This is a genomic window from Bacillus sp. OxB-1 (genome assembly GCF_000829195.1).
GTDB lineage: Bacteria > Bacillota > Bacilli > Bacillales_A > Planococcaceae > Sporosarcina.
This window is the reverse complement of sequence record NZ_AP013294.1, coordinates 1,966,683-1,991,347: the sequence shown is the minus strand read 5'-3', so window position 1 is coordinate 1,991,347 and position 24,665 is coordinate 1,966,683. Positions and strand designations below refer to the sequence as shown.

General features: G+C 48.2%; 26 protein-coding genes and 1 pseudogene. 14 read left to right on the top strand and 13 right to left on the bottom strand.

Annotation, left to right across the window (positions count from 1 at the left end; genetic code table 11):
- Positions 1-70: 70 nt before the first annotated feature.
- Together OXB_RS09745 and OXB_RS09740 are read left to right on the top strand one after the other, a co-directional pair.
- Positions 71-571: a hypothetical protein gene (locus tag OXB_RS09745; protein ID WP_041073807.1), complete on the top strand. Its 501-nt coding sequence runs from the start codon at positions 71-73 to the stop codon at positions 569-571.
- Between the two features lie 13 nt (positions 572-584).
- Positions 585-788: a YlaI family protein gene (locus tag OXB_RS09740; RefSeq protein ID WP_041073805.1), complete on the top strand. Its 204-nt coding sequence runs from the start codon at positions 585-587 to the stop codon at positions 786-788.
- 455 nt (positions 789-1,243) lie between these two features.
- Here the strand turns inward: OXB_RS09740 and OXB_RS09735 are convergent, their stop codons facing one another.
- Positions 1,244-1,585, bottom strand: a complete 342-nt coding sequence (locus OXB_RS09735) for a YlaH-like family protein (protein WP_052483972.1) — start codon at positions 1,583-1,585, stop codon at positions 1,244-1,246.
- Positions 1,586-1,661: 76 nt separating this feature from the next.
- On the bottom strand, positions 1,662-3,506 hold the full coding sequence (gene typA / locus OXB_RS09730; RefSeq protein ID WP_041073803.1) for a translational GTPase TypA: 1,845 nt from the start codon (positions 3,504-3,506) through the stop codon (positions 1,662-1,664).
- 101 nt (positions 3,507-3,607) lie between these two features.
- Between typA and OXB_RS09725 the strand changes: the two genes are divergently transcribed.
- Positions 3,608-3,793, top strand: a complete 186-nt coding sequence (locus OXB_RS09725; RefSeq protein ID WP_041073801.1) for a YlaF family protein — start codon at positions 3,608-3,610, stop codon at positions 3,791-3,793.
- A gap of 46 nt (positions 3,794-3,839) precedes the next feature.
- On the opposite strand, the gene OXB_RS09720 is transcribed toward OXB_RS09725, so the two are convergent.
- Positions 3,840-4,631 (bottom strand): inositol monophosphatase family protein, encoded by a 792-nt coding sequence (locus OXB_RS09720; protein WP_041073799.1) that lies wholly within the window; start codon positions 4,629-4,631, stop codon positions 3,840-3,842.
- A gap of 239 nt (positions 4,632-4,870) precedes the next feature.
- The gene (locus tag OXB_RS09715) at positions 4,871-5,068 is read right to left on the bottom strand and encodes a hypothetical protein (RefSeq protein ID WP_041073797.1); all 198 of its coding nucleotides are present in this window, start codon (positions 5,066-5,068) and stop codon (positions 4,871-4,873) included.
- A gap of 158 nt (positions 5,069-5,226) precedes the next feature.
- On the opposite strand from OXB_RS09715, the gene OXB_RS09710 reads away from it, so the two are divergent.
- Positions 5,227-5,856, top strand: a complete 630-nt coding sequence (locus OXB_RS09710) for a YktB family protein (protein WP_041073795.1) — start codon at positions 5,227-5,229, stop codon at positions 5,854-5,856.
- 396 nt (positions 5,857-6,252) lie between these two features.
- On the opposite strand, the gene OXB_RS09705 is transcribed toward OXB_RS09710, so the two are convergent.
- The 6 genes from OXB_RS09705 to OXB_RS09680 form a co-directional block, all read right to left on the bottom strand.
- On the bottom strand, positions 6,253-6,531 hold the full coding sequence (locus OXB_RS09705) for a UPF0223 family protein (protein ID WP_041073793.1): 279 nt from the start codon (positions 6,529-6,531) through the stop codon (positions 6,253-6,255).
- A gap of 219 nt (positions 6,532-6,750) precedes the next feature.
- Positions 6,751-8,163, bottom strand: a complete 1,413-nt coding sequence (gene lpdA, locus OXB_RS09700) for a dihydrolipoyl dehydrogenase (protein WP_041073791.1) — start codon at positions 8,161-8,163, stop codon at positions 6,751-6,753.
- 4 nt (positions 8,164-8,167) lie between these two features.
- Positions 8,168-9,511 carry a dihydrolipoamide acetyltransferase family protein gene (locus tag OXB_RS09695; protein ID WP_041073789.1) on the bottom strand — a complete coding sequence of 448 codons (1,344 nt, stop codon included), beginning with the start codon at positions 9,509-9,511 and terminating at the stop codon, positions 8,168-8,170.
- Between the two features lie 36 nt (positions 9,512-9,547).
- Positions 9,548-10,525, bottom strand: a complete 978-nt coding sequence (locus OXB_RS09690; RefSeq protein WP_041073786.1) for an alpha-ketoacid dehydrogenase subunit beta — start codon at positions 10,523-10,525, stop codon at positions 9,548-9,550.
- A 3-nt stretch (positions 10,526-10,528) separates the two neighbouring features.
- Positions 10,529-11,644 carry a pyruvate dehydrogenase (acetyl-transferring) E1 component subunit alpha gene (gene pdhA, locus OXB_RS09685; RefSeq protein WP_041073784.1) on the bottom strand — a complete coding sequence of 372 codons (1,116 nt, stop codon included), beginning with the start codon at positions 11,642-11,644 and terminating at the stop codon, positions 10,529-10,531.
- A 270-nt stretch (positions 11,645-11,914) separates the two neighbouring features.
- Positions 11,915-12,559 carry a YkyA family protein gene (locus OXB_RS09680; protein WP_041073782.1) on the bottom strand — a complete coding sequence of 215 codons (645 nt, stop codon included), beginning with the start codon at positions 12,557-12,559 and terminating at the stop codon, positions 11,915-11,917.
- A 129-nt stretch (positions 12,560-12,688) separates the two neighbouring features.
- Here OXB_RS09680 and def point away from each other — a divergent pair, with 129 nt between their 5' ends.
- From def to OXB_RS18440, 4 genes and pseudogenes are all read left to right on the top strand, one after another.
- Positions 12,689-13,246 (top strand): peptide deformylase, encoded by a 558-nt coding sequence (def, locus tag OXB_RS09675; protein ID WP_041073780.1) that lies wholly within the window; start codon positions 12,689-12,691, stop codon positions 13,244-13,246.
- A gap of 243 nt (positions 13,247-13,489) precedes the next feature.
- Positions 13,490-13,699: a DNA-dependent RNA polymerase subunit epsilon gene (locus OXB_RS09670; protein WP_041073778.1), complete on the top strand. Its 210-nt coding sequence runs from the start codon at positions 13,490-13,492 to the stop codon at positions 13,697-13,699.
- A gap of 3 nt (positions 13,700-13,702) precedes the next feature.
- A complete protein-coding gene (rnjA, locus tag OXB_RS09665) occupies positions 13,703-15,370 on the top strand; it encodes a ribonuclease J1 (protein ID WP_041073776.1) in 1,668 nt (555 codons plus the stop codon).
- Positions 15,371-15,833: 463 nt separating this feature from the next.
- Positions 15,834-16,142: pseudogene (locus OXB_RS18440) on the top strand (transposase); the annotation flags it as partial.
- Positions 16,143-16,552: 410 nt separating this feature from the next.
- Here the strand turns inward: OXB_RS18440 and OXB_RS09650 are convergent.
- From OXB_RS09650 to OXB_RS17970, 3 genes are all read right to left on the bottom strand, one after another.
- Entirely contained in the window at positions 16,553-17,212 is a 660-nt protein-coding gene (locus OXB_RS09650) for a potassium channel family protein (RefSeq protein ID WP_041073772.1), read from the bottom strand.
- A 186-nt stretch (positions 17,213-17,398) separates the two neighbouring features.
- A complete protein-coding gene (locus OXB_RS09645) occupies positions 17,399-17,842 on the bottom strand; it encodes a TlpA family protein disulfide reductase (RefSeq protein ID WP_041073770.1) in 444 nt (147 codons plus the stop codon).
- Positions 17,843-18,166: 324 nt separating this feature from the next.
- On the bottom strand, positions 18,167-18,487 hold the full coding sequence (locus tag OXB_RS17970) for a hypothetical protein (RefSeq protein WP_052483971.1): 321 nt from the start codon (positions 18,485-18,487) through the stop codon (positions 18,167-18,169).
- 71 nt (positions 18,488-18,558) lie between these two features.
- Here OXB_RS17970 and OXB_RS09635 point away from each other — a divergent pair, with 71 nt between their 5' ends.
- The 6 genes from OXB_RS09635 (at position 18,559) to OXB_RS09605 (ending at position 24,574) form a co-directional block, all read left to right on the top strand.
- Positions 18,559-20,007, top strand: a complete 1,449-nt coding sequence (locus OXB_RS09635; protein ID WP_052483970.1) for a hypothetical protein — start codon at positions 18,559-18,561, stop codon at positions 20,005-20,007.
- A gap of 233 nt (positions 20,008-20,240) precedes the next feature.
- Positions 20,241-20,783, top strand: coding sequence for a helix-turn-helix domain-containing protein (locus tag OXB_RS09625; RefSeq protein WP_041073765.1), 543 nt, complete (start codon positions 20,241-20,243; stop codon positions 20,781-20,783).
- Positions 20,784-20,799: 16 nt separating this feature from the next.
- Positions 20,800-21,906 carry an ABC transporter ATP-binding protein gene (locus tag OXB_RS09620; RefSeq protein WP_041073764.1) on the top strand — a complete coding sequence of 369 codons (1,107 nt, stop codon included), beginning with the start codon at positions 20,800-20,802 and terminating at the stop codon, positions 21,904-21,906.
- Complete coding sequence (locus OXB_RS09615) at positions 21,896-22,720, top strand: ABC transporter permease (RefSeq protein ID WP_144399679.1); 825 nt, start codon at positions 21,896-21,898, stop codon at positions 22,718-22,720. Before OXB_RS09620 ends, OXB_RS09615 begins: the two co-directional genes overlap by 11 nt.
- On the top strand, positions 22,704-23,504 hold the full coding sequence (locus tag OXB_RS09610; RefSeq protein ID WP_041073760.1) for an ABC transporter permease: 801 nt from the start codon (positions 22,704-22,706) through the stop codon (positions 23,502-23,504). Before OXB_RS09615 ends, OXB_RS09610 begins: the two co-directional genes overlap by 17 nt.
- On the top strand, positions 23,501-24,574 hold the full coding sequence (locus OXB_RS09605) for an ABC transporter substrate-binding protein (RefSeq protein WP_041073758.1): 1,074 nt from the start codon (positions 23,501-23,503) through the stop codon (positions 24,572-24,574). The genes OXB_RS09610 and OXB_RS09605 overlap by 4 nt, the downstream gene beginning before the upstream one ends.
- Positions 24,575-24,665 lie beyond the last annotated feature (91 nt).

Below are 24,665 nucleotides of genomic sequence, written 5' to 3'. Positions count from 1 at the left end.
GATTGTTCAATCCGGGGTAAAGGCGGTATACTGAGAAGGAATGGACTTTGCTAGGTAGGAGGAAATGAATTTGGAATCTATCATTCCGATCAAGGGAAAGGTGCAGCATGTCATCACGCTGGATCCGACAGTTTGGATTTTTGATGACCGACGGATCGACCTGACAACATATTTTACACAGGAACAGATCAACATTGATGAAATGGAACAATATAAGAAAGACATGGGCAAGCATTGGTCCCGGGAGATCATGGAAGGGGCCACCTTCCCTCCTACATTGAAAACTGAGGCGAAATACGAGAAGACCAAAATGCTGACAGGAACTTTCGGCATCCTGTTGCAACAATTCATTCGAATCGCGGGACCGTCGGAGGATGCCGAGACGATTGTCTTCGAACTGGCCGACGGAAAAGAAGTTTCTGTCCCCCTAGAAGAAGGAGATCGACTGATTTTCAAATTCAGCGATGAGGGAAAACCGCTTCGGGAAGATGGACCGGTCCATCTTCTTTTCACAGACGGTTCCAATCAAAACGACCCCGTCCGCAACATCCGCGCTATCCGAATCGACTGAAGGAGGGATTGCCATGCGCGTCAAATGTGTCATATGCGACGAAATCGGGCAGCTTCCCGATGACCTTCCATTGGCAAAAAAACTGAGGAACCGCCCGATCCATACGTATATGTGTGAACAGTGCAACGACCGGATTGCGGAAAAGACCATTGCCCGCATTGCGACCAGAAACTTTTTCTTCCGGCGCAGCACCCATCCGATTGAAAAAGATTTTTAAGAGCAAAAGCGCAGGGCGCTTGCTCAGGGGCGACAGGCATAAGATGAAGATGCGGCGTGGCGCTTTTTGCCAATCGAACAGCGAAGGGTTGATTTGCCGGATTTCTGCGTACTTTGCAGAAATTAAGGCACGCTACGAGCAGCTTTGGCTTATGACCCCGAGCCAATCAAACAGCAAAGGGTTCGATTTGCCTTGATTTCTGCGTGTTTTGCAGAAATTAAGGCATCCTCCCTCTAGCGCCCGGAGCTGGACGCAAACAAACCCAGTTTTGAAGGTTATCCACATGCCGGGATTTTATAATTTCCTAGACGACTAGAAAAGCATACAGTGCCTGTTCAGCCCCAATAACTGCTGAAAAGCATGCCGGAAAGACTCGTCTTTCCAAAAGGGGCTGAACACAACGATAGAGCCGGGCACCTGCATTTTGACCTGAATTTGAAAAAGACTCCGTCGCATTACGATGCGACGGAGTCTTCTTTGTGTTCATTCAGCCTGCGGACGCGATAGATGATTAAGATAAGCGCCGCGACAATCAGCCCTTCCACGATAGGAAGGAAGAAAGCTAAAAACGTCAAAATGAGGCATCCAAGGAACAGGAAAATATAGATGATCAAGTTTTGAAGCGGTTTGAGCTTCTTTGCAAAGCCAAGATGATAAACGATAGCCGACATGAGGAATACAGAGGCAAACAGAATATAGCCCGCAACTGTGTAGGAAGGCGCCACTTCATAGATAAAATGCGAAATTCCCGACATGCGGTTGAAGACGAACTCTGTCTCCTTAACCGTAGCACTCATTCAACACATCCCTTTCCAATTGCCGCCTTTTGTCCAAGGCTGAGCCATTCCAATGGAACGGCTCTTTCCGAGGCTATCAAGAATCGGCAAGTTTTTTCTTTTTCTGGATCCGTTCGCGTTCGTTTTTATCCAAGATTTTCTTCCGCAGTCTAATGGATTTCGGAGTGACTTCGCAATACTCGTCATCATCCAAGTATTGCAACGCTTCCTCCAGAGACATGATCCTTGGTTTTTTCGTCGTGACGGTCTGGTCCTTTGTAGCGGAGCGCACATTCGTCGCTTGTTTCGCTTTCGTCAAGTTGATAGTCAAATCATTATCCCGCGTATTTTCTCCGACAATCATACCAGCGTAGATTTCCGTTCCCGCTTCCACAAACATCGTGCCGCGATCCTCTAGCTGCATTATACCATAAGGCGTCGCCGTTCCGTTTTCCATTGACACGAGAACGCCATGTCGGCGGCCCCCCACTTTTCCGGACGCCATCGGTTTGTAAGAATCGAAGGTATGGTTCAAAATGCCGTATCCTCTTGTCAATGTAAGGAATTCGGTCGTATAGCCGATCAATCCACGTGCAGGCACAAGGAAGATGAGGCGGACTTGGCCATTGCCGTTATTGATCATATCGAGCATTTCGCCCTTCCGTTCCCCGATGGATTCGATAATTGATCCGGTATGCTCTTCTGGAATATCGATCTGTACCCGTTCGACAGGCTCTGATTTCACTCCGTCAATCTCTCTGACGATCACAGACGGTTTGGAAACTTGCAGCTCGAATCCTTCCCGTCTCATATTTTCAATCAGGATGGATAAATGAAGTTCCCCACGGCCGGAGACTGTCCAAGCATCCGGGGAGTCGGTCGGCTCGACGCGAAGGGAAACATCCGTCTGCAATTGCTGTTCCAATCGCTCTTCGATTTTCCGTGCCGTGACCCATTTCCCTTCTTTCCCGGCAAACGGGCTATTGTTGACAAGGAACGTCATTTGCAGCGTCGGTTCATCGATATGGAGGGATGGAAGAGCTTCCGGATGGTCGACCGGACAGATCGTTTCCCCGACATCGATATCTTCCATCCCGGAAACTGCAACCAAGTCTCCTGCGAAGGCCTCTTGGATTTCAATCCGTTTTAGCCCAAGGAATCCGGACATTTTCGTCACCCGGAAGTTTTTCAATGAGCCGTCCCGTTTCATGACAGACACTTGCTGGCCTACTTTCATCGTTCCCCGGAAAATACGCCCGATACCGATACGGCCGACATAGTCGTTATAATCGAGAAGAGATACTTGAAATTGCAGCGGTTCATCCCGATTGTCGACCGGTGCCGGAATATGTTCGATTATGGCGTCATAGAGTACGCGGAGCGTATCTTCCTGATCAGCCGGGTCCGGGGATAGACTGGCCGTTCCGTTAAATCCAGACGCATAAACAACTGGGAATTCAAGCTGCTCATCATTCGCATCCAATTCGATGAATAATTCCAACACTTCATCGACGACTTCTTCAGGCCTCGCAAATTCACGGTCGATTTTATTGACGACTACGATCGGCTTCAAATTCTCTTCCAACGCCTTCTTCAATACAAAGCGTGTTTGCGGCATGCATCCTTCATACGAGTCGACGACCAAAATGACACCGTCCACCATTTTCAGGATCCGTTCCACCTCTCCCCCGAAATCGGCGTGGCCCGGTGTATCCAAAATATTGATTTTTTTATCTTTATACTCAACAGCTGTCGTTTTCGCCAAAATGGTGATTCCACGTTCCCGTTCAATATCATTCGAGTCCATTGCCCGCTCATCTACATGCTCATTGGAGCGGAAAATCCCGGATTGTTTCAAAAGTTGGTCAACCAATGTCGTTTTTCCGTGGTCAACGTGTGCGATAATTGCTATATTACGTAAATCATTACGTACGTTCGACATAATTTCACTCCATTATTCTTTTTTCAGTCGCATAACTGTGTTAGTATAACATATAGCATACCGATACTAAAACAATTTATCTAATAGATGGAGGTTTTTTTTTGAAAGACATCAAATGGGTCTTTGTCATTTATTCAATTGCAGCCGTGGCTTCCATGTGTGCCATCGGAGTAGCTATCGCCATTCGGAGCCCGCTCGTCGGCATTGCGGCCATCCTTGCACTTGTTTACATAATGGGAAATGGATTCAAAACGAAAAAGAAAATGCGCGAGCAAGGTCTGCTTTAACTTAAAGATGGTTCACTGATCGGTAACACGACCAGCGAACCATCTTTCATTTTAAGTGTATGTAGTTTTTCAATATATCCTCATGCAGCCCTGGTCTGGCGACGATGAAGGTGTCCTGCGACAGCAAGTTCGGCGGCTGGCCTTTCATGGTCGTTGCGATTGCCCCCACTTCCTGTGCGATGACGATGCCACCCGCAATATCCCAAGGCGCCAAACGCATCGACAGATAAGCATCGATCCGCCCGGAGGAGACATAGGCCAATTCGATGGCCGCCGACCCATAGGATCTCGTTCCCCGGCATTGCCGGACCATCCGAATGATCGGTTCATTGTCCATATATCGATTCGGCGCGACCCAGCTCGCATTGATGCCGATGACCGCTTCCTGCAACGGGGTGATTTCAAGCTGCGGCAGCCGTTCATCGTTGAAATAGGCCCCTTCCCCCTTTGCTGCATTATAAAAGTCGTCCCGCATCACATCATAGATATAGCCGAGCATTCCCACTCCGTCTGCATAGATCCCTAATGATATGGCAAAGTTCCGTCGTTGGTGAATGAAATTCATCGTCCCATCGATCGGATCCAATACCCAGATGACCCCATCCAACGAAGTGACCCGATCGCCCGCCCCTTCTTCTCCTAATATACGATGATCCGGAAAATCCCGCTTGATGCGGTCAATGAAAAACTCTTCCACTTCCCGGTCGATGTTCGTCACCAAGTCATTGGCATCCGATTTCGTATCGATGTCAATACGACTGAAAAACGAATTCCGGATCTTATGGCCCGCTTCTTTAATGATGGATTTTGCGTAACGGTCGATACTCCCCCAACTCATAGCTCCGCCCCTCTCAACTAACTGCTTTTTCTTCATTATAACATAAGCATAAAATTACCGGACGTCATATCGCACGGCAACATTGGCACTCTTGTGTCGGATGAAATCCGCCAAAAAACGTATAATACGTCTGATGCGGCTACCAAGTCCTGATGCAAGACAGCGAAAAGGCATCCCTGCACATTTTCTCCGTTTCCGAAGTTCGTGCACGGATGCCTTTTCGAGTCAACCAGCTTACATTAAGCGAAACCATTCAACATCTCCAGCTCCCGATGGATATCTGCGAGGCGCTGCTTACTTTTCTTCTGCTGCTTTTCATCCTTTTCCTCAATCGCGTCAAACAGTGTCGCCAACTCGTAGTCAAGCTCCAGGTTGAGCATCGATACATATTCTTTCTCGAATTCGGCTTTCCTAATTACATGAACGACTTGTTTCATGGTGAACACCCTTTCTTCGGATTAAAATTATGGGAATTTCATTTGTTATCATTAGGATATGCAGCGCTTTCGGTTTCGCTTAGTGGTAAGCCTTGTTATTAAAATTGTTCCCCAAATTCTGTTACGATAAACGTGAATATTGAATTGGAGGAGTCATTATGCACAAGTCCTTTTGGGAAGAAAACGATTTTGATGTATTCGTTATCGATGGACTCGAGAAAAGAATGGAAGCATTACAAGCTCGGATCCAGCCGAAATTCGCATTATTGGGAAGGCAATTTGCAGACCACCTTTCTTCACATGGAACGGATGAATTTTATCCCCACGTCGCAAAACATGCGCGTCGGACTGTCAATCCCCCTTCCGACAGCTGGGTCGCCTTCGCTCCAGCGAAAAGGGGATATAAAGCGTTGCCTCATTTCCAGATTGGCCTATGGAAGACGCATCTATTCATCATTTTGGCCGTCATCTATGAAAATCCAGACAAAAAAGGGATTGCCGAACGCCTATCCGGACAGGTGAGCGTCCTGACCGACCTGCCTACTGACTATATCGTCTCCGGCGATCATATGAAGCCGGAAGCAACTCCAATCGGGGAAGCCGGAATTGAAGGGATCGAATCATTGTTGGATCGGTTGCAAACCGTGAAAAAAGCGGAATTCCTCGTCGGCCGCCACTTGGACCGGGACGTGGCAGTGAAAATGCCGGAAGCCGAATTCTTGGCATACGCCGAAGAAACGTTCAATCGACTCCTGCCTGTATACGACGTCATCATCGGGAGGCAGTGAGTAGTGTCCAAAAGGGTCGTTCGCCATACCACGCAGCGGACGACCCTTTTTGATGGGGAATTTCTTTGGCACGTTGTAATGTCTCCATCACTTTACACGGGGTTTCGAACAGCCTCTCAACAATCTAGAGAAACTCCACTACGTATCAAGACAACCATGAAAAGTTTCACACCAACCTCGAAACATTTCACCTTCACCTCACAACGTTCCGATGCCTCACAACATTTCCGTCAAACCTCGCAACATTTTGGCTGAGCTCCACAACAAATCCAAGCAACCTCGAAACGCTTCACACCAACCTCGAAACGTTTCACACCAACCTCGAAACATTTCACCTCCACCTCACAACGTTCCGATGCCTCACAACATCCTCCCGTAAAAAAAGAAGTACAGCGCTTATCGCTGTACTCCTTTGATCGTTGCCCCTGCCTCTGTACTTTTGGCTTCCTTTATAATTGGGTAGCCCGCATATCCACTCGCCTCTTCGAATTGTTTCAGCAAGGTCTTCTCTTCCGCTTTGGAAGGGACGATTTCCTTGAAGCGACGATAGGCTGCTAGAAGGACTTCCTTCTGCACACCGGATTCGTAGGCATTCTCAACAGCCGTGTAAAATTCAGTTACAGCGATGATTTCATCCGTTGTCCAATCCGTACTGATCGGGTAACTATAGTTCATTTCCAGGCACGCTCCTCTTTTCCATGCTGTTTCCTTTCTCTACATAGTAACATGGATTATTAGTGTTCACCGATTCTCACACTTGTAAACTGGAAGAATGAAAGCATCGTGTTCTTGCTCTCGGGAAGGGCATGGCCAAGCGCTTGCGCTTTCTTTGAATCAAGAAAAACCGCTCATCGGACAACTTTCTGCCCAATAAGCGGTTTGTTAAAGCATTATTTATTTTACAACCATATGGATCGGCTTACCAAGTGCAACTTCCGCTGCTTCCATGGAGATTTCACCTAATGTCGGGTGAGCGTGGATTGTCATAGCGACATCTTCCAACGTCATGCCCGCTTCGATTGCCAATCCAAGCTCTGCAATCATGTCAGAAGCATTCTCGCCTACGATTTGAGCACCGATCAGAAGGCCATCCTCTTTACGAGCCACCAGTTTGACGAACCCTTCTGTCGCGTCCAATGCGAGCGCCCGGCCGTTTGCCGCGAATGGGAATTTCCCTGTTATGACATCATAGCCTTCTTCTTTCGCTTGTGCTTCATTCAACCCGACTGTTGCCAATTCAGGGTCGGTGAAGCAGACTGCAGGGATTGCCAAGTAATCGACTTCCGATTTTTCACCCGAAATCGCTTCAGCAGCCACTTTCGCTTCATAAGAAGCTTTGTGTGCCAACTGTGGGCCTGGCACGATATCCCCGATTGCATAAATGTTCGGAACGCTTGTCCGGCATTGTTTGTCCACTTCGACAAGGCCGCGCTCTGTCAATTTGACGCCCGCCCCTTCCAGACCGATTTCGTCTGTATTCGGACGGCGGCCGACTGTCATAAGAACATAGTCAGCTTCGATTTTCTTCTCTTCGCCATTTACTTCATACGTAACCGTTACGCCATTGTCTGTCTCTTCCACGCCTTTTGCAGACGCTTTGACAACAACCTCGACGCCTTTTTTCTTTAAGCCTTTTTTGACGATTTGTGTCATTTGTTTTTCGAAACCTGCAAGGATATCGTCCATGCCTTCGATGATCGTCACTTCAGATCCCATATTCGCATACGCAGAACCGAGTTCAGTCCCGATGTATCCTCCACCGATGACGACAAGCTTCTTAGGCAGCTCTGCCAGATTCAAAGCACCAGTCGAATTGATGACGCGTTTGGAATATTTGAAATTAGGGATTTCAACCGGACGTGAGCCTGTCGCGATGATCGCATTTTTGAATTTATACGTTTGTGCTGAATTTTCATCCATGATGCGTGCCGTGTTGCCATCGACAAAATAGGCTTCTCCTTGGACGATTTCCACTTTATTCCCTTTCAGAAGTCCTTCGACTCCGCCAGTCAACTTTTTCACGACTCCATCCTTGAACGCTTGAGCTTTCGAGAAGTCCAATTTCACATCAGTCGCCGTGACTCCCATTGCATCGGAATCCTTGGCATGAGCATAGCGATGGCCGACCGCGATCATTGCTTTTGATGGGATACAGCCGACGTTCAGGCATACGCCTCCCAAACTATCTTTTTCAACGATTGTCACTTTTTGTCCGAGTTGTGCTGCACGGATTGCAGCTACATAACCTCCTGGTCCGGATCCTACGACAAGCGTGTCTACTTCGATTGGAAAATCCCCTACTACCATTTTCTTACGCCTCCATTAATAAAAGTTCTGGATTACCGAGTAATTTCTTTAGGTGATTCAGCGCATTTTGCCCTGTTGCACCATCGATAACCCGATGATCGAACACTAAAGATAATGCTAACATAGGTGCCGCTATAATTTCACCATTTTTCACTACTGGTTTCTCAGAAATTCTTCCGATTCCTAAAATCGCCACTTCCGGATGATTGATAATCGGCGTGAACCATTGGCCGCCAGCTGATCCGATATTCGTAATCGAGCAAGAAGCGCCTTTCATTTCTTGAGGAGCCAATTTGCCTTCCCGCGCTTTGCCGGCCAGTTCGTTGATCTCATTTGAAATGGCAAATACCGATTTGCGGTCCGCATGTTTGATGACCGGCACGAGCAGGCCACGTTCCGTATCCGCCGCGATTCCGATGTTGTAATAGTGCTTCTGGATAATTTCTTGTGTTTCATCATCCAATGACGTGTTCAATTCAGGGAACTCACGCAATGTGGAGACGAGCGCCTTGACGACATACGGCAAGTACGTCAATTTGATGCCTTTTTCGGCAGCAATCTCCTTGAATTTTTTGCGATGCGCCACGAGTTCTGTCACATCCACTTCGTCCAATAAAGTGACATGCGGGGCAGTATGTTTGGAATTGACCATCGCCTTGGCGATCGCTTTCCGGATGCCCGACATTTTTTCGCGCGTTTCCGGGAAATCCCCTTCCAAAGCGACAGGCGTGGTTTGTTTCTCAGCTGACGCTGCTTCAGTTTTCCCGCTATCTTCCCCAATCGTCGGTGAAACTTGCTGCGCTTGGTCACCGCTTACGAATGCTTCGATATCCTCTTTCATTACACGGCCATTTTTGCCGGAGCCCGCGACTTGACGGATGTCGACATCTTGCTCTCTTGCAAATTTCCTAACGGACGGCATTGCAATGACCCGTCGATCCGGGTCGACGTCAGCTTGGGCGATATCCCCTGCACCTGTCGTCTCTTTCGGCTCGTCATCTTTCGGCGCTTCCTCTTTATCGATTGGTTGACCGGCCTCGGCAGTGGACTGGACTTGCGCCTCCGTCTCTTCCACCCCTTCCGCTCCCTCACTCGACGTGCTTTCGTAGCCAGGTGCATCGATACGGATCAGTACGTCCCCCACGACAGCGACTGTCCCTTCCGATACTACGATCTCTTCGACCGTCCCCGTCACAGGCGAAGGGATTTCAACTACCGCTTTGTCATTCTGGACTTCGAGAAGCGTATCATCTTCATTGATCGCATCCCCTTTCGCGACGAACCATTTCACGATTTCACCTTCGTGGATCCCTTCCCCGATATCTGGTAAGCGAAACTCAAATGCCACGTAAATTCACCCTTTCCTCTTTGACGATTCATTCAATTAGAACGTCAATACTTTTTTAGCTGTTTCAACAATGTCTTTTGCATTCGGAAGCCATGTATTTTCACCTTGGGCAAACGGATAGATTGTATCCGGTGCAGTGACGCGCAAGACTGGTGCATCCAAGCTCAAGATTGCCCGTTCCGTAATTTCCGAAACGACGTTCGCAGCGATCCCTGCCTGTTTTTGAGCTTCTTGCACGACAATTGCCCGGCTCGTTTTTTCCACCGATGCGATGATCGTTTCAATATCAAGTGGTTGAATGGTACGAAGATCGACCACTTCGACGGAATAGCCTTCCTTCTCCAACTCTTCCGCCGCTTTCAAACTTTCATGCACCATGGCGCCATACGTAATGATGGAAAGGTCAGAACCTTCCCGTTTCACATCCGCTTTCCCTAGAGGAATCGTATATTCCTCTTCAGGCACTTCCTGTCTGAATGAACGGTATAATTTCATATGTTCCAGGAACACGACCGGATCCTCATCGCGAATCGACGAAATCAACAGGCCTTTCGCATCGTAAGGAGTCGACGGGATGACCACTTTCAACCCCGGTTGGGAAGCGACAAGCCCTTCCAAGCTGTCCGCGTGCATTTCAGGCGTTGCTACGCCCCCGCCGAATGGCGAGCGGATTGTCACTGGCGCATTAAATGTCCCCGCACTGCGGAAGCTCATCCGGGCGAGCTGTCCGCTGACGGAGTCCATCACTTCATAGAGGAAACCGAAGAACTGGATCTCCATGACTGGGCGGAAGCCGGTCAAGGACAGGCCGATCGCCAAGCCTCCGATTCCGGACTCTGCTAGCGGCGTATCAAACACGCGTTCCTCTCCGAATTCCTTTTGCAGTCCTTCCGTCGCACGGAAGACTCCCCCGTTGACGCCGACGTCTTCACCGAAGACGAGGACGTTTTCATCATTTTTCAGCTCCGTGCGCATCGCATCGGTAATTGCTTGAATCATCGTCATTTGTGCCATCGGTCAATTCGACTCCTTCTCTGTATAAATGTCGAGCTGTTCCTGGAGGTTGTATGGCAGCTCGCCTCTATTCATGATTTTGATAAAATCGCTCACTTTCTGTTTCGGAGCGGCATCGGCGGCCTTGATCGCTTCTTTGATCTCCTCTTTCGCACGCTCGATGATTTCGTTCTCTTGATCCTCACTCCACAGACCTTTGCCTTCCAAGTATTTTCGGAAGCGGATCAGCGGATCGCGTTTCGCCCACTCATTGTCCGTATCGGATGTACGGTAACGGGTCGGATCGTCTCCGGCCATCGTGTGCGGACCGTAGCGGTAGCAAAGCGTCTCGATTAAAGTCGGGCCTTCCCCGTTGATTGCACGCTCACGCGCATCGCGTGTCACCGCATAGACCGCGAGAGGATCCATGCCATCCACCAAGACACTCGGAATCCCTGCGGCAACCCCTTTTTGGGCCAAAGTTTTTGCCGCTGTCTGAAGTTCACGCGGAGTCGAGATCGCATATTGATTGTTTTGGATAATAAAAATAGCTGGGGAACGGTAAGCGCCGGCGAAGTTGATGCCCTCATAGAAATCACCTTGGGATGTTCCGCCATCCCCTGTATACGTCATTGCAACGGCTTTCGTGCCGCGTTTTTGGAAACCGAGCGCCACACCGGCAGCCTGGATGTATTGTGCGCCGATAATGATTTGCGGAGGAAAAACGTTGAGTCCTTCCGGCAACATCCCGCCTTGAAAATGGCCGCGCGACCAAAGGAACGCCATATGTAACGGCAAGCCATGGAAAATCATTTGAGGCACATCACGGTAGCCCGGCAGGATGAAGTCCTCTTTTTCAAGCGCAAAATGCGAAGCCAACTGGGATGCTTCCTGTCCGGCTGTAGGAGCGTAAAACCCGAGACGCCCTTGTCTGTTCAATGAAATGGAGCGCTGGTCCAAAATTCGGGTATAGACCATCCGTGTCATCAATTCAACAAGATCTTCATCAGATAAATTCGGGTTGGCGTCCTCGTTGACAATTTCGCCCTCCTCGTTCAAAACCTGGAGCATTTCAAACTTTTCTTCAATCGCGTGAAGCGTTTCCACCGGATCGAACTGCTGATTTTTTTTTGCAGCCATTTTGGCAACTCTCCTTCGTAACTGTATTATGTTTATTCAACTAATATACTGATACAACCTTACTCTTTTTCAGTATACTTAAAGTAAATCATTTGGTCAATCATTGACATCAAGGTATTTCTGGCGACAAGAATGTTCCGAAAAGAAAGTCTATACAAATCTGTATTAACACAACAAGATACCTGTAGTATAATAGATTCTATTCTTTCATATCGCTATTTGCACCATCCAAAAAAGAGCAGGAAAACGGGTTCCTGCCCTTCTTTACCTTTATTCTATCAGTTGCAAACGTGACTCCACGGTCCCCCGCAGTTCATTCACTTCACGGGTTGATTCATTGAAAGATTCCACAGCCGATTGGACCTTCTCGTTCTGCTCATTGACGAGCCGGACATGCTCATCCAACTTCTTGAAGTCCGTCCCTTCAGTTGTCAACATCTCATACAGTCCCTTTTGAAGTGCTGCCAGTTCGTTGTATGAAGCGAGAAAGGCATCATGTCGGTCATATCGTCCGTCAATCGCCTGGCGCAAGCTCTCTACATCTTTTTTAACGGAATCCTCCGCTTTTTCCGTAATGGCGGCAAATTCATCCGACAATCTCCTGGCTTTCTCCATCGACTTTTTTTCAACCTCCAAAATGTCAAGCCTTTTGGATTGCCGTTCTACCAGCCGAGCGGCATTCACTTTCAATTCATCGTCCTGTTCCCGCGACAATTTCATCGTTTCAAGGAATAATTGTTGTTCCGACTTTTCAATTTCCGCCAGCTCGACTTGTGCATCGCGGTAATCCCGCTCGGCTTCATTCATCTTCGAAAGGGTTTCAGCCAGCCTTTCCTCAGGGGACGGATCAAAGCTGCATCCCACCAAGAGGAGAAGGGTCCATCCGATGAACAAACCGAGAACCGAATTCCTCATCTCATCACCTCAATTTTCACCAATATAGTATGCGCTATCTGTAAATTCAAGTTTGCGCTAATCTCTTTCACCGTTTTTCCAATTGGACTATACTATAAAGTAGGAAAAGACCTGAAAGGAAGATTTTCAATGATTTTAATGAAAGATATTATACGGGAAGGCCATCCTTCCCTTCGAAAACGTGCGGAAGAAGTAAAATTCCCGCTGACCGATGAAGAACGAAAATTAAGCGAGGAATTGCTCGAATATGTCATCAACAGTCAAAGTCCGGAGTTGAGTGAAAAATACGGCCTGCGACCCGGAATCGGCCTGGCCGCCCCGCAAGTCGATCGACTGAAGAGAATGTTTGCTCTTCATATTAAGGAAGAAGGGCAAGATCCCCTCAGTTTGGTTGCCATCAATCCGAGAATCGTCAGTCATTCCGTCGAGAAGACTTATTTGACGACAGGAGAGGGCTGCCTATCAGTGGACCGGGATGTCGAAGGATTTGTCCCGAGATACGCAAGAATCACTGTGAAAGCGTTCGATCCGGACGGCAAGGAATTCAAAAAACGATTAAAAGGGCTCCCCGCCATTGCATTCCAACATGAATTGGATCATTTGAACGGAATCATGTTCTACGATCATATTGACCCGAAAAATCCGTACCGGGAGATTCCGGATGCGATTCCTTATGAACGGGACTGACCACCCACGCCTTGACAAAAAATTAAGAATGTGATATAATTCCGCCAAGGAGTGATGAAGCCATGTACAAGCGCCTGAAACGAAAACTGTTGAAGCGGCTGAATGGCATCCTTGGCAAAAAAACAATTGCATAGACAATTTGAGCCCACCCTGTACACGGGTGGGCTTTTCTTTATTTTAGGGAATCCGCATGGTAAGATAAAGAGAACGATTTCAAACGAACGTAAAAAAGGAGAGCAAGCGATGATTTACAAAGTGTTTTATCAAGAAAACATGCTCCAAGTACCAGTCCGCGAAAATACGAAGAGCCTTTACATCGAAGCGGAATCGGAAAGACAAGTCCGCGAAAAATTGAAAGATCGGGGATATAATATCGAATATATCCAGGGCCTCGAAGGTTCACACCTTGAGTATGAGCAACAATCACCCGATTTCCAGATTGAGCAGGTCTAATCCATGAAATTTATAAAGAACAATGAAACAGCGGTTTTCGCATTAGGCGGACTAGGCGAAATCGGCAAGAATACGTATGCGGTGCAGTTCCAAGATGAAATCATATTGATCGACGCGGGTATTAAATTCCCGGAGGACGATCTCCTCGGAATCGATTATGTCATTCCGGATTACACTTATTTGGAACGCAACGTGGATAAGATTAAAGGACTTTTCATCACCCATGGTCACGAGGATCACATCGGGGGCATCCCCTACCTATTGCGGAAAGTGAATGTACCAGTATATGGCGGGAAGCTCGCCCTCGGACTGCTCCGCAATAAACTCGAAGAACATGGCCTGATGAGGACGACGAAGATGATACCGATCGATGAAGAGGATATCTTCAAATTCCGTAAGACATCGGTGTCGTTTTTCCGGACAACCCACAGTATTCCGGATGCCTTCGGTGTTGTAGTCAAGACGCCTTCCGGCAATATTGTCCATACCGGGGATTTCAAGTTCGACTTCACCCCTGTCGGAGAACCGGCAAACTTATCGAAGATGGCGAAAATCGGCAGCGAAGGCGTGCTTTGCCTCCTGTCGGATAGTACAAATGCCGAAGTGCCGAATTTCACCATGTCGGAACGGAAAGTCGGGGATAGCCTGAATGATATTTTCCGCAATGTCGATGGCCGGATCATCTTCGCGACTTTCGCATCGAATATCCACAGATTACAACAAGTCATTGAGGCAGCCGAGAAATTCGGCCGTAAAATAGCAGTGTTCGGAAGAAGTATGGATAATGCTATCACGATCGGCCGCGAACTAGGCTATATCAATGCGCCGAAGGAACTCTTCGTGGACACTCAGTCATTGAACCGTTTGCCTGCGAATGAAGTGATGATCTTATGCACGGGTAGCCAAGGTGAACCAATGGCCGCTTTATCCCGGATCGCAAATGGCACACACCGCCAAGTGCAGATCCATCCTGGGGATACGGTCATCTTCTCCTCCTCCCCGATTCCAGGAAATACGCTGAGCGTCAACAAAACGATCAACGCCCTGTTCCGCGCAGGCGCCGAAGTTCTACATGGATCTTTGAACAATATCCACACTTCGGGGCATGGTTCCCAGGAAGAACAGAAATTGATGCTGCGCTTGATCAAACCGAAGTTCTTCATGCCAATCCACGGGGAATATCGGATGTTGAAGATGCACACGGAACTGGCGGTGTCCTGTGACGTACCGAGGGAAAACACTTTTGTCATGAGCAATGGCGATGTCTTAGCGCTGACGCAAGATGAGGCGCGCGTTGCCGGCCGGATCCCTTCCGGGGACGTCTATATTGACGGAAGCGGCATCGGAGATATCGGGAACGTCGTGTTGCGGGACCGTAAAATCCTCTCGGAAGATGGACTGGTCATCGTCGTGGCGACAGTGGACAAAAAACGCAATCGAGTTGTTTCCGGGCCGGATATCATTTCGCGCGGATTTGTCTATATGCGGGAATCCGGCACGATGATCAACGAAGCACAGCAAGTCCTCTCGAGACAGTTGCAAAAGAAACTGGCCGACTCCCCTGCGGACATCGCCGGACTTAAGAGTGAAATCAATGACGTCATCGGACCGTATTTGTACGAGAAAACAAAACGGAGACCTATGGTGCTTCCGGTCATTATGGAAGTGTAACCTTAATAGGAAAACCCGTTACGTCCTAACTTTACCAGCCTGTAGACAAACTCCGGACATTTGGAGTTTGCCTACAGTCTTTTTCTTTTACAATAGAGTAAACGCCAGGAAAAGTTGATTTCCATTGCGGATGGACGCTTTCCGCGGGCACGACCTCAGCCAATCGAACAGCGAAGGGTTCGATTTGCCGTATTTCTGTGTACTTTGCAGAAATTAAGGCATCCTGTGCTGCCAAACGCTACGCTTTTTGGCGCAAAAGCTGTTCTTCGTTACGGCTTTCGCTGCGCTCGGTCCAGGGCCTTCGGCTTGTGCTGTTCCCGCAAGAGTCGCCATCCTCCGCTCTCCGATCAACTGGATACTTGTTACCATTTATTCGAGGTGATCGGAATGATGACGAAAAACCAGATCAATGAACTAGTATGCATCGGCACCTTTAATTTGTGCCGCGTGTCCAGTGAATGGCCGATGCACGCAAAGTAAGAATCAGCAAAAGATCATCCAGCGGCATATCTGGCAGGACTATTTGGATGTGGCTGAGGACTTGCGACACAACCATGATGTCAAGGAAGTATATGGAAAGCGCAAAGAGGCGATTGAGCGCATCATTGCTGATGCAAAAGAAAAGCATGGCATGCGCTGGACAACCCTCAGGGGGCTTAAAAAATGTCCATGCAGGCGATGCTGACTTTTTGCCGCCATAAAATTGAAGAAGCTGGCCAGCTGGACGTGGAAAGCGCCGGCGATGGAGGTTGACATGATGCCCTTGCCTTAGAGGATTCCCAGTTGATTGGAGGGCAGGGCTGCGACCAAAAGCGAAGCGTTGGGAGCATATCCGAGGAGACTGAGGGCAAGCCCCCGGAAACGTCCACCCGGGACGGAAATCAACGTTACTTCAGCCTGCCAACAGTTAAAATGCACATGTTTAGACAAAAGGGGCTGTCCGAAAAGTCCAGGCACAGAGTTGGATACTAGCAAAAAGCAAGGGCGCCGGGAGACTCCTGCGGGAAAGCCGGCCGACGAGACCCCGCACGGCTGTAAGCCGGAGGAGGCTCGTCGGCTGGCCCGCGGAAAGCGACCAGAGCCCTTGCTTTTTGCGTGTTTAACCGGAAAATCCACTTTCTGGACAACCCCTTTTGTCTACAGTCTGCTTTACTTTGACATAGCGGGTTTTTGGTTTTCATTTCAATATAAAGCTTTCCGTTCGAAGCGGTGGATGTCCTCATCTGAGCCGATGACGATCAGAACATCGTCCAATTGAATCTTTTCGATCGCTTGCGGGGAGACGAGAATATGGGTGCCCCGTTTGATGGCGACGATGTTGACCCCGTATCTGGCCCGAATGTCCAAGTCAATAAGGGAAAATCCCGTGATTCTTTCATTCGCCCTGATTTCCGCGATGGAGTATTCCTCCGATAATTCCAAGTAATCGATAATATTATTGGAGACCATATTGTTGGCGATCCGGATGCCCATATCCCGTTCCGGATGCACGACCTGATCGGCCCCGATCTTCCGGAGCACCTTCTCATGGTAGTCGTTTTGGGCCTTCACCGTTATTTTCGGCACTCCGATCTCCTTCAGCATCAAAGTGGTCAAAATACTCGCTTGGATGTTCTCCCCGATGGCCACAATGACATGCTCGAAATTGCGGATGCCCAATGATTTCAGGACGGATTCGTCGGTTGTGTCCGCTGAAACCGCCTGCGTCGCAATCTGCGCATACTCATCCACCCGTTCAGGGGACTTATCGATCGCCATTACATCGGCCCCCAAGTTGATCAATTCCCGTACGATGCTGCCACCGAACCGACCTAACCCGATGACGACAAACTCTTTTTTCATACATTGACTCCCCCATATGAATTCACGATGCAAAAAGTGTAGCATATCCCTTTCGCGCACTCAAGGATGGAACGGATTACGGGCACGAGGGTGCAGGTGTCCAGCAAGCAACCGAACGATAATAATGAAAAAAGCCCTGTCGTGCAAGGCGGGCGCTTCACACAACGGGCATGGGCTCAGACTTTTTTAATTTTCCCCTAGTATGCGGTTGATACGATTCTCCAACACTCTGATGCCGTTTCCACCTGCTTGGAAATGACGAAGCTGCCCCTTTTTGTCGAATACATAGTAAGCCGGGACATATTGATTATCAAATGCGTCCGTCAGCTTCACCGCACTGTCGACGAAAATCGGTTGTGTAATGTCATACTTGGCGGCTACCGCTTTAATCTCCTCCAAGTCCAGGTCATCTTTGGAGCGAGGCATATGAACTGCGATGATATTAATATCGTCTTTGTACCGATCCCTGAAATGGTTGATATCCGACATTACTACTTTGCAGAGATGGCAGCTAATAGACCAAAAATGTATCAATGTCGGTTTTTGACCGATCAGGTCCGATTTTGTCCTTTTCCCGTTCAACCAAGTTGTCGCACCTTCCAACTCCGGCATCTGTTCGCGTAATTTCACAATCAGAACCTCCCGTTTGAAAAAATCCCCACTGCTTATACTATGCGTGAGGATTTGAGTTGATTATAAGGTTATTTGAATGGGTCTCCGGTTTGCCTGACAAAGACAGCCTGCTTGAAGTATACGGAGTATTTCAACATGACACTTTTGTTTTTACGACGTCCGGTTTGATATCAAAGTCCGCCTGCAGGTTTAGGTAAAGAGAACATGCAGCGCATTGCTTCCCTCGTCAATCCATGCACCATATTCGTAAGATGCTGTTTGCTCGTATGAATAGGGCTAGGTTTACCATGTCCGTATTTAAGGAATCAAGAAAGGAGATACCTAATTACACTGAGAAGGTCTATTGGGCCTGGCCAAGCAATATTCGCATTCCGGATCAGCGCAGGACGGTTCGCGCCATTCGTCACAAGTCGGGCAAAAGACGGAGTCGTGCTCATCGTTGTATGCCAATGATTCCAGACAGACCGTGCAAAGATTGGATAATTCCGGCCATTTATGGAGCTTGCCTTGATAAGCTAGGAAAATCCCTTCTATCTCATTTTCGTGCAAAGTTTGTCCAATCGTATCCCAGCTGAGTCCGAGATCTTCCAAGGTCCACTTGCGCTCATCCGGATCTAAGAAAAACACTTTTTTCTTTCCCAATCCCAGTCCCCCCTTTTCGAATAATTGTATCATGTATCGATAATTTATCCTATACGGAAGGGTGAAATCCGATGGCAAAGAAAGTGAATACGACAGAAATAAATATCATTCACTCCCATCTATCTTTTTTTCTTCCATTGAATTACACTCTGTCCCGGTTGGAACGCTTTTCAAAAATCCTTACAAACAACGGTTATACTCATTTCGACATTCTGGAATCTTCAGAGCTGGATGAAATATATGGCGAAGGCATTACGGTACATGGCAGAGAACTCGAGCAATATTTCCTTCCTTTCATCGAACGAAAACTTTTCCCGACTTCTATCCGTGAAAAAGGATTCCAACGGTTTTCCAAATCGATTGAAGAAGAATACCGCTTACAGATCAATAGGAAGTCACTGCGTTTCATGTTGCGGAGCATCGATATCATTCTCGGCCCTTTCGGCATTGCTTTTCTGATGTTAAGGATTGAGCTGAGCGAAACGGCAAATCTCTCGGACGTTCTTGATTTTACCCATCATTTCCGGTCTGTAGAACCGAAAGTACGGGAAGATCGTGGAGCCAAAGTCCTCCTGTCCGACGACGAATCGATTTCCGTCCATCATTTCCTCTTCGATCATCTATGTCCTTTCCTTCAGGACCTGATTCCGCACGACGAAAAACTGCGGGGATACTATGGATCGCTTCCATATTTCGATGATGAACGGATGTACACTTCCGGATTCCTTTTTGCCCGGGAGCATGAAAATATTACACAGGACCAATTGTTCCGGATAGGCCAAGTCAATGGACGCACCCCGACAGGAGAGCCCTTCCTATCGACTACAAACCCTGAATATATTCAGAAAATGTTGCAAGATTCTTTGCATGACCGGTGGGCCCCGCGCACCTATACCGTGACGACCGACCATGCGTTCATGAAGATTACGAACCATCGACCTGATGAAATGCGCCAGGAGCTATCGCAATTCATGGGGACCCATTATTACAATCTTCTACTGCATCTCTTTTATAAGATCATGTTGCTTCGGTTCGCATTCGAGTATAGCTCTATCGACTGGGACAAGGACGATGAATATGTGAAATCGCTTATAAAATCCATCACTCTGTTTTCTTCCTGGTATTACTCGGAGGAAATCAGTACCCGGACGGAAGGGAAAGAGGTTTCGAGCATGTTCCGGAAATCATTCAATATTAGCAATTTGTTCAAGGAAGTAACGAACACATTAAATGAGTTATACCGCAATCAAGAAAATAGCAACGCAGACAGGATGAATATCCTCCTTTTCGTCTTGACCGTTTTCACAGTGATTTCGGGCATTTACGGGATGAATCTCGTCATCGATGATTGGGATGACCCTTTCAAATGGAGTAAAGTGACCTCCTATACGTTTTTTGAATGGATTTCCCTCATCACAGCCGTCAGCGGGATCGGCTTATCCGCTTATCTGATTTTCCATACGTTCCTCAAGATGGGGAGAAGGAAGTGGAAAGCCAAAAAGAATGATCTGTCGATTTGACGGATTTTAAAAAGTAGAGGCGGGGCATATTTCAGCCCTCCCCTGCTTTTTTTTTAACAACTTCCGCATTTTCACTTGAAGAGTGCATTGAGTGAAATGCCGCATCCCAGCATGGTTTATTTTTCCATAATTTTTTTTTATAAAACCAGTTGATTTTTGGCGTTGGATTGTATAGGTTATAGTAAACTTGAAGTTCATTTCCACTAAACTTCTACAGCGCGGGAGGGGTGCCTATGGAAATTGGCAGGAAAATTAAAAGTCTCCGATTAAAAAAGGGACTGACCCAGGAAGAGTTAGGAGAACGGACCGATTTGACGAAGGGCTTCATCTCGCAATTGGAACGCGACTTGAATTCGCCTTCCATCGAAACGCTTTTCAGCTTGCTGGAGGTCCTTGGAACGACACCGAAAGAGTTTTTTGACGAGCCGAAAAAGAATATGAAAATTGTCTATACGGCGGACGATCAAACCGTCTATCGGGATGAACGGATGCACTATAGCATTCGCTGGCTCATCCCGCGTTCGAACGAGCAAGAAATGGAACCGATCCACCTTACGTTCGAAGAACAAGGGCAATTTAAAAAGTTCGAACCGTCGCCTGCTGAAACATTCATTTACGTACTGAAGGGCGAAGTGAAACTGGAACTCGGTGAGATGGCCTATACGGCCGGACAAGGGGATGCACTTTATTTTGATGCTTCGCAACCCCATCAACTTTCTAACGCGGCGAATGGATCGAGCGAATTGATTCTCGTTGCGACCGAATCCTATTTATAAAGGAGGAACCTCCCCCATGACGACTGAACCGATCATCCGCTTCGATAACGTAACGAAACAATATAGCACCGATACGACGGTGTTGAATGGCGTTTCGTTCGAGATGGAGCGTGGAAAATTCTATACATTGCTCGGCCCGTCCGGTTGCGGAAAAACAACGATCCTGCGGCTGATTGCAGGCTTCATCGAGCCTACGGAAGGGACGATTTATTTTAACGGGAAGAAGATCAACGGCATTCCGGCGAATGAACGGCAAGTGAACACTGTATTCCAAGACTACGCCCTATTTCCCCATCTGAATGTCTATGAAAATGTGGCATTCGGCCTGCGCATCAAGAAAGTGAAAAAAGAAGAGGTCGATCGTCGGGTCAAAGAAGCGTTAAAATTCGTCAATCTGGAAGGCTATGAAAGACGGGACATCTCCGAAATGTCCGGGGGGCAGAGGCAACGGGTCGCCATTGCCCGGGCCATCATCAATGACCCGGAAGTGATTCTGCTGGATGAGCCGCTTTCCGCACTTGATTTGAAATTACGTTCTGAAATGCAGTATGAGCTTCGGGAACTCCAGCAGCGCCTCGGCAAGACGTTCGTCTTCGTAACACATGACCAAGAGGAAGCGTTGGCGATGTCCGATGAAATTTTCGTCATGAATACGGGAGAAATCGTCCAATCCGGCACACCGCTCGATATTTACGATGAACCGATCAACCGCTTCGTCGCGGACTTTATCGGAGAATCTAATATTGTTCCGGGCGTCATGATCGAAGATTACTCCGTGCAATTCACCGGGAAAGTGTTTGAATGTGTCGACCAAGGGCTGAACCCGAATGAGAAAGTCGACATCGTCATCCGCCCGGAAGACTTGGAAATCACCGACGTGCAGAAAGGAAAATTGGTGGTGACAGTCGATACCCAATTATTCCGCGGTGTCCATTATGAACTCTCCACCTACGATGCGGACGGGAATGAATGGCTTGTCCATTCCACCAAAAAGGCGGAAGTCGGTGGCAAAATCGGCTTGGACTTTGACCCGGCAGACATTCATGTCATGCGTTTAAATGAAACGGAAGAGGATTTCGATGCCCGTTTGGAGTCCTATGGAGTGGCAGCAAATGAAGAATAGAACGTTTCATCCGCTATACTCGGTTCCGTATATTGCATGGATCCTGCTATTTGTCATTGCGCCGATTGCCTTGATCGTCTATTATTCCTTTTTTGATTTGACAGGCAATTTTACGTTAGCTAATTATAAAAGCTTTTTTTCATCGGTCTACTTGAAATTGACGATCAGCTCGTTCTGGTATGCGTTTCTCATTACGTTCTTTTCGTTGCTGTTCGCCTATCCGACGGCTTATTTCCTGACGAAGACGAAGCATAAGCAGCTTTGGTTGTTGCTCATCATCATTCCGTCGTGGATCAACCTTTTGCTGAAGACGTATGCGTTCATCGGGTTGTTCGGTCTGTACGGGCCGCTCAATGCGTTAATGGAAGTGACGGGAATCGGAAAGCAGCAGTTGCTATTCACCGATTTCAGTTTCGTCTTCGTATCGGTCTATATTTTCATTCCATTCATGATTTTGCCGATTTTCAATGCGCTGGACAAATTGAATCCTGCCTTGATCGACGCCTCCCGAGACCTTGGGGCGAATGCGTGGACGACATTCCGGCGGGTCATCTGGCCGCTGTCGATCAATGGAGTCAAATCCGGCGTGCAGATCGTTTTCATCCCGGCATTGTCACTATTTATGATCACCCGGCTCATCGCGGGGAATAAAGTCATCACGCTCGGAACTGCGATTGAACAGCAGTTTCTTGTCACGCAAAACTGGGGCATGGGGTCGACCATTGCCGTGTTCTTGATCTTGTTCATGTTCATCGTCATGATCATCACGAGTGGCGGCGAAAGGGGGACGACAGGCAATGGGAAAACTAAGTAACTTACCGAAACTCTATTTGACTGCGGTCTTCATCATTCTTTACGCACCCATCTTTTATCTGATCTTTTATTCATTCAATTCCGGGGGCGGCATGTCGCATTTCGAGTCGTTCACCTGGGAACATTATGGAGCCGTTTTTGAAGACACCCGGCTCATCGTCATTTTGCTGAACACTATCATAGTCGCCTTGCTTTCCGCGCTCGTCTCCACGGCGATCGGCGTGCTCGGTGCGCTGGCCATCGCCTTCCTGCGCAATCAGGCGATGCGAAATGCAGTGTTGTCGCTGAACAATATTCTGATTGTCAGCCCGGATGTCATCATAGGGGCATCCTTCCTTATTTTATTCACCATTGTAGGGGTCAAGCTCGGGTTTGCATCGGTGCTGATTTCCCACATCGCATTCAGCATTCCGATTGTCGTCATCATGGTGTTGCCGAAACTGCAGGAGATGAGCACTTCGCTGATTGATGCAGCAAGGGATCTGGGCGCTTCACGGAGGGATATCTTGATGCGGGTAATCATCCCTTATATCAAACCGGGGATTTTCGCCGGCTTCTTCCTGGCCCTGACCTATTCCCTCGATGATTTCGCCGTCACATTCTTCGTCACGGGCAATGGCTTCTCGACCTTGTCCGTCGAAATCTATTCGATGGCACGGGCAGGGATCACTTTGACGATCAATGCGTTATCGGGACTGATCTTCCTCATTACAGTCGCCTTGGTACTCGGCTACTATGCACTTAGCAAAAAGGCGAAAACCGATTTGACGGGGGTGAGGAAATGAAGGATATCATCCGGGCGGCTGCCGCCATACTGATCATTTCCGCCCTCCTGCTGTTCGTCAACTCGAAACTAAATGATAGCAGCGGCCGTTCAGGCAAGGACGTCATTACGGTTTACAACTGGGGAGAATACATCGATCCGGATCTGCTGAAACAGTTTGAAGAGGAAACTGGCATTAAAGTCATTTACGAGACGTTTGATTCGAATGAAGCGATGATGGGGAAAATCGAGCAAGGCGGAACTTCTTATGATATTTCCATGCCTTCCGAATATATGGTCGAAATGATGGCGGAAAAGGATCTGCTGCTCCCGCTTGACCGCGAATTGCTGCCGAATCTTCAGCATATCGATCCTTATTTCCTGAACTTGCCGTTCGATCCGGGCAACCGGTATTCGCTCCCTTATTTCTGGGGAACGGTCGGAATCGCGTTCAATCCGATATTGCTTGAGGGGCAGACATTCGAGGAATGGGATGATCTATGGAATCCTTCCCTTCGGCAGGAAGTCATTTTGGTCGACAGCGCACGGGAAACAATCGGCATGGGGCTGAATTCTCTCGGGTATTCCTTGAACTCCACCAACCTCGATGAACTGCGGGAAGCGACCGACAAGCTGAAGCGCCTAAGCCCCAATGTGAAAGCGGTCATCGGGGATGAAGTGACCCAGTTGATGGTGAACGGGGAAGCGTCCGTGGCGCTGACATGGTCCGGCCAGGCGGCGGATATGATGTATGAGAATGAAGAAATCGATTACCACGTTCCGGAAGAAGGGTCGAATTTATGGTTCGACAATATCGTCATCCCTCGGACGGCTAAGAATATCGAAGGGGCGCACGCGTTCATCAACTTCATGCTCGATCCGGAAGTGGCTGCCCAAAATGCCGATTATGTTGGCTACTCGACACCGAACTTGACGGCGTTGGATTGGATGGATCCCGAAGTGACAGGGGATGAGCGATTTTATCCAGATGAAGAAACGAGAGAGCATCTGGAAGTATATCAAAACCTCGGCTTGGAAATGCTCGGTGTTTACAATGAGCTCTTTTTGGAATTCAAGATGGAAATGAAGTGAGCAGATGGCCTCCGTTGTTCGGGGGTCATCTTTTATTCAAGGGAATGGAAGTCTATGAAAAAGGAATTTATAGGTTGGATGTGGTACTATA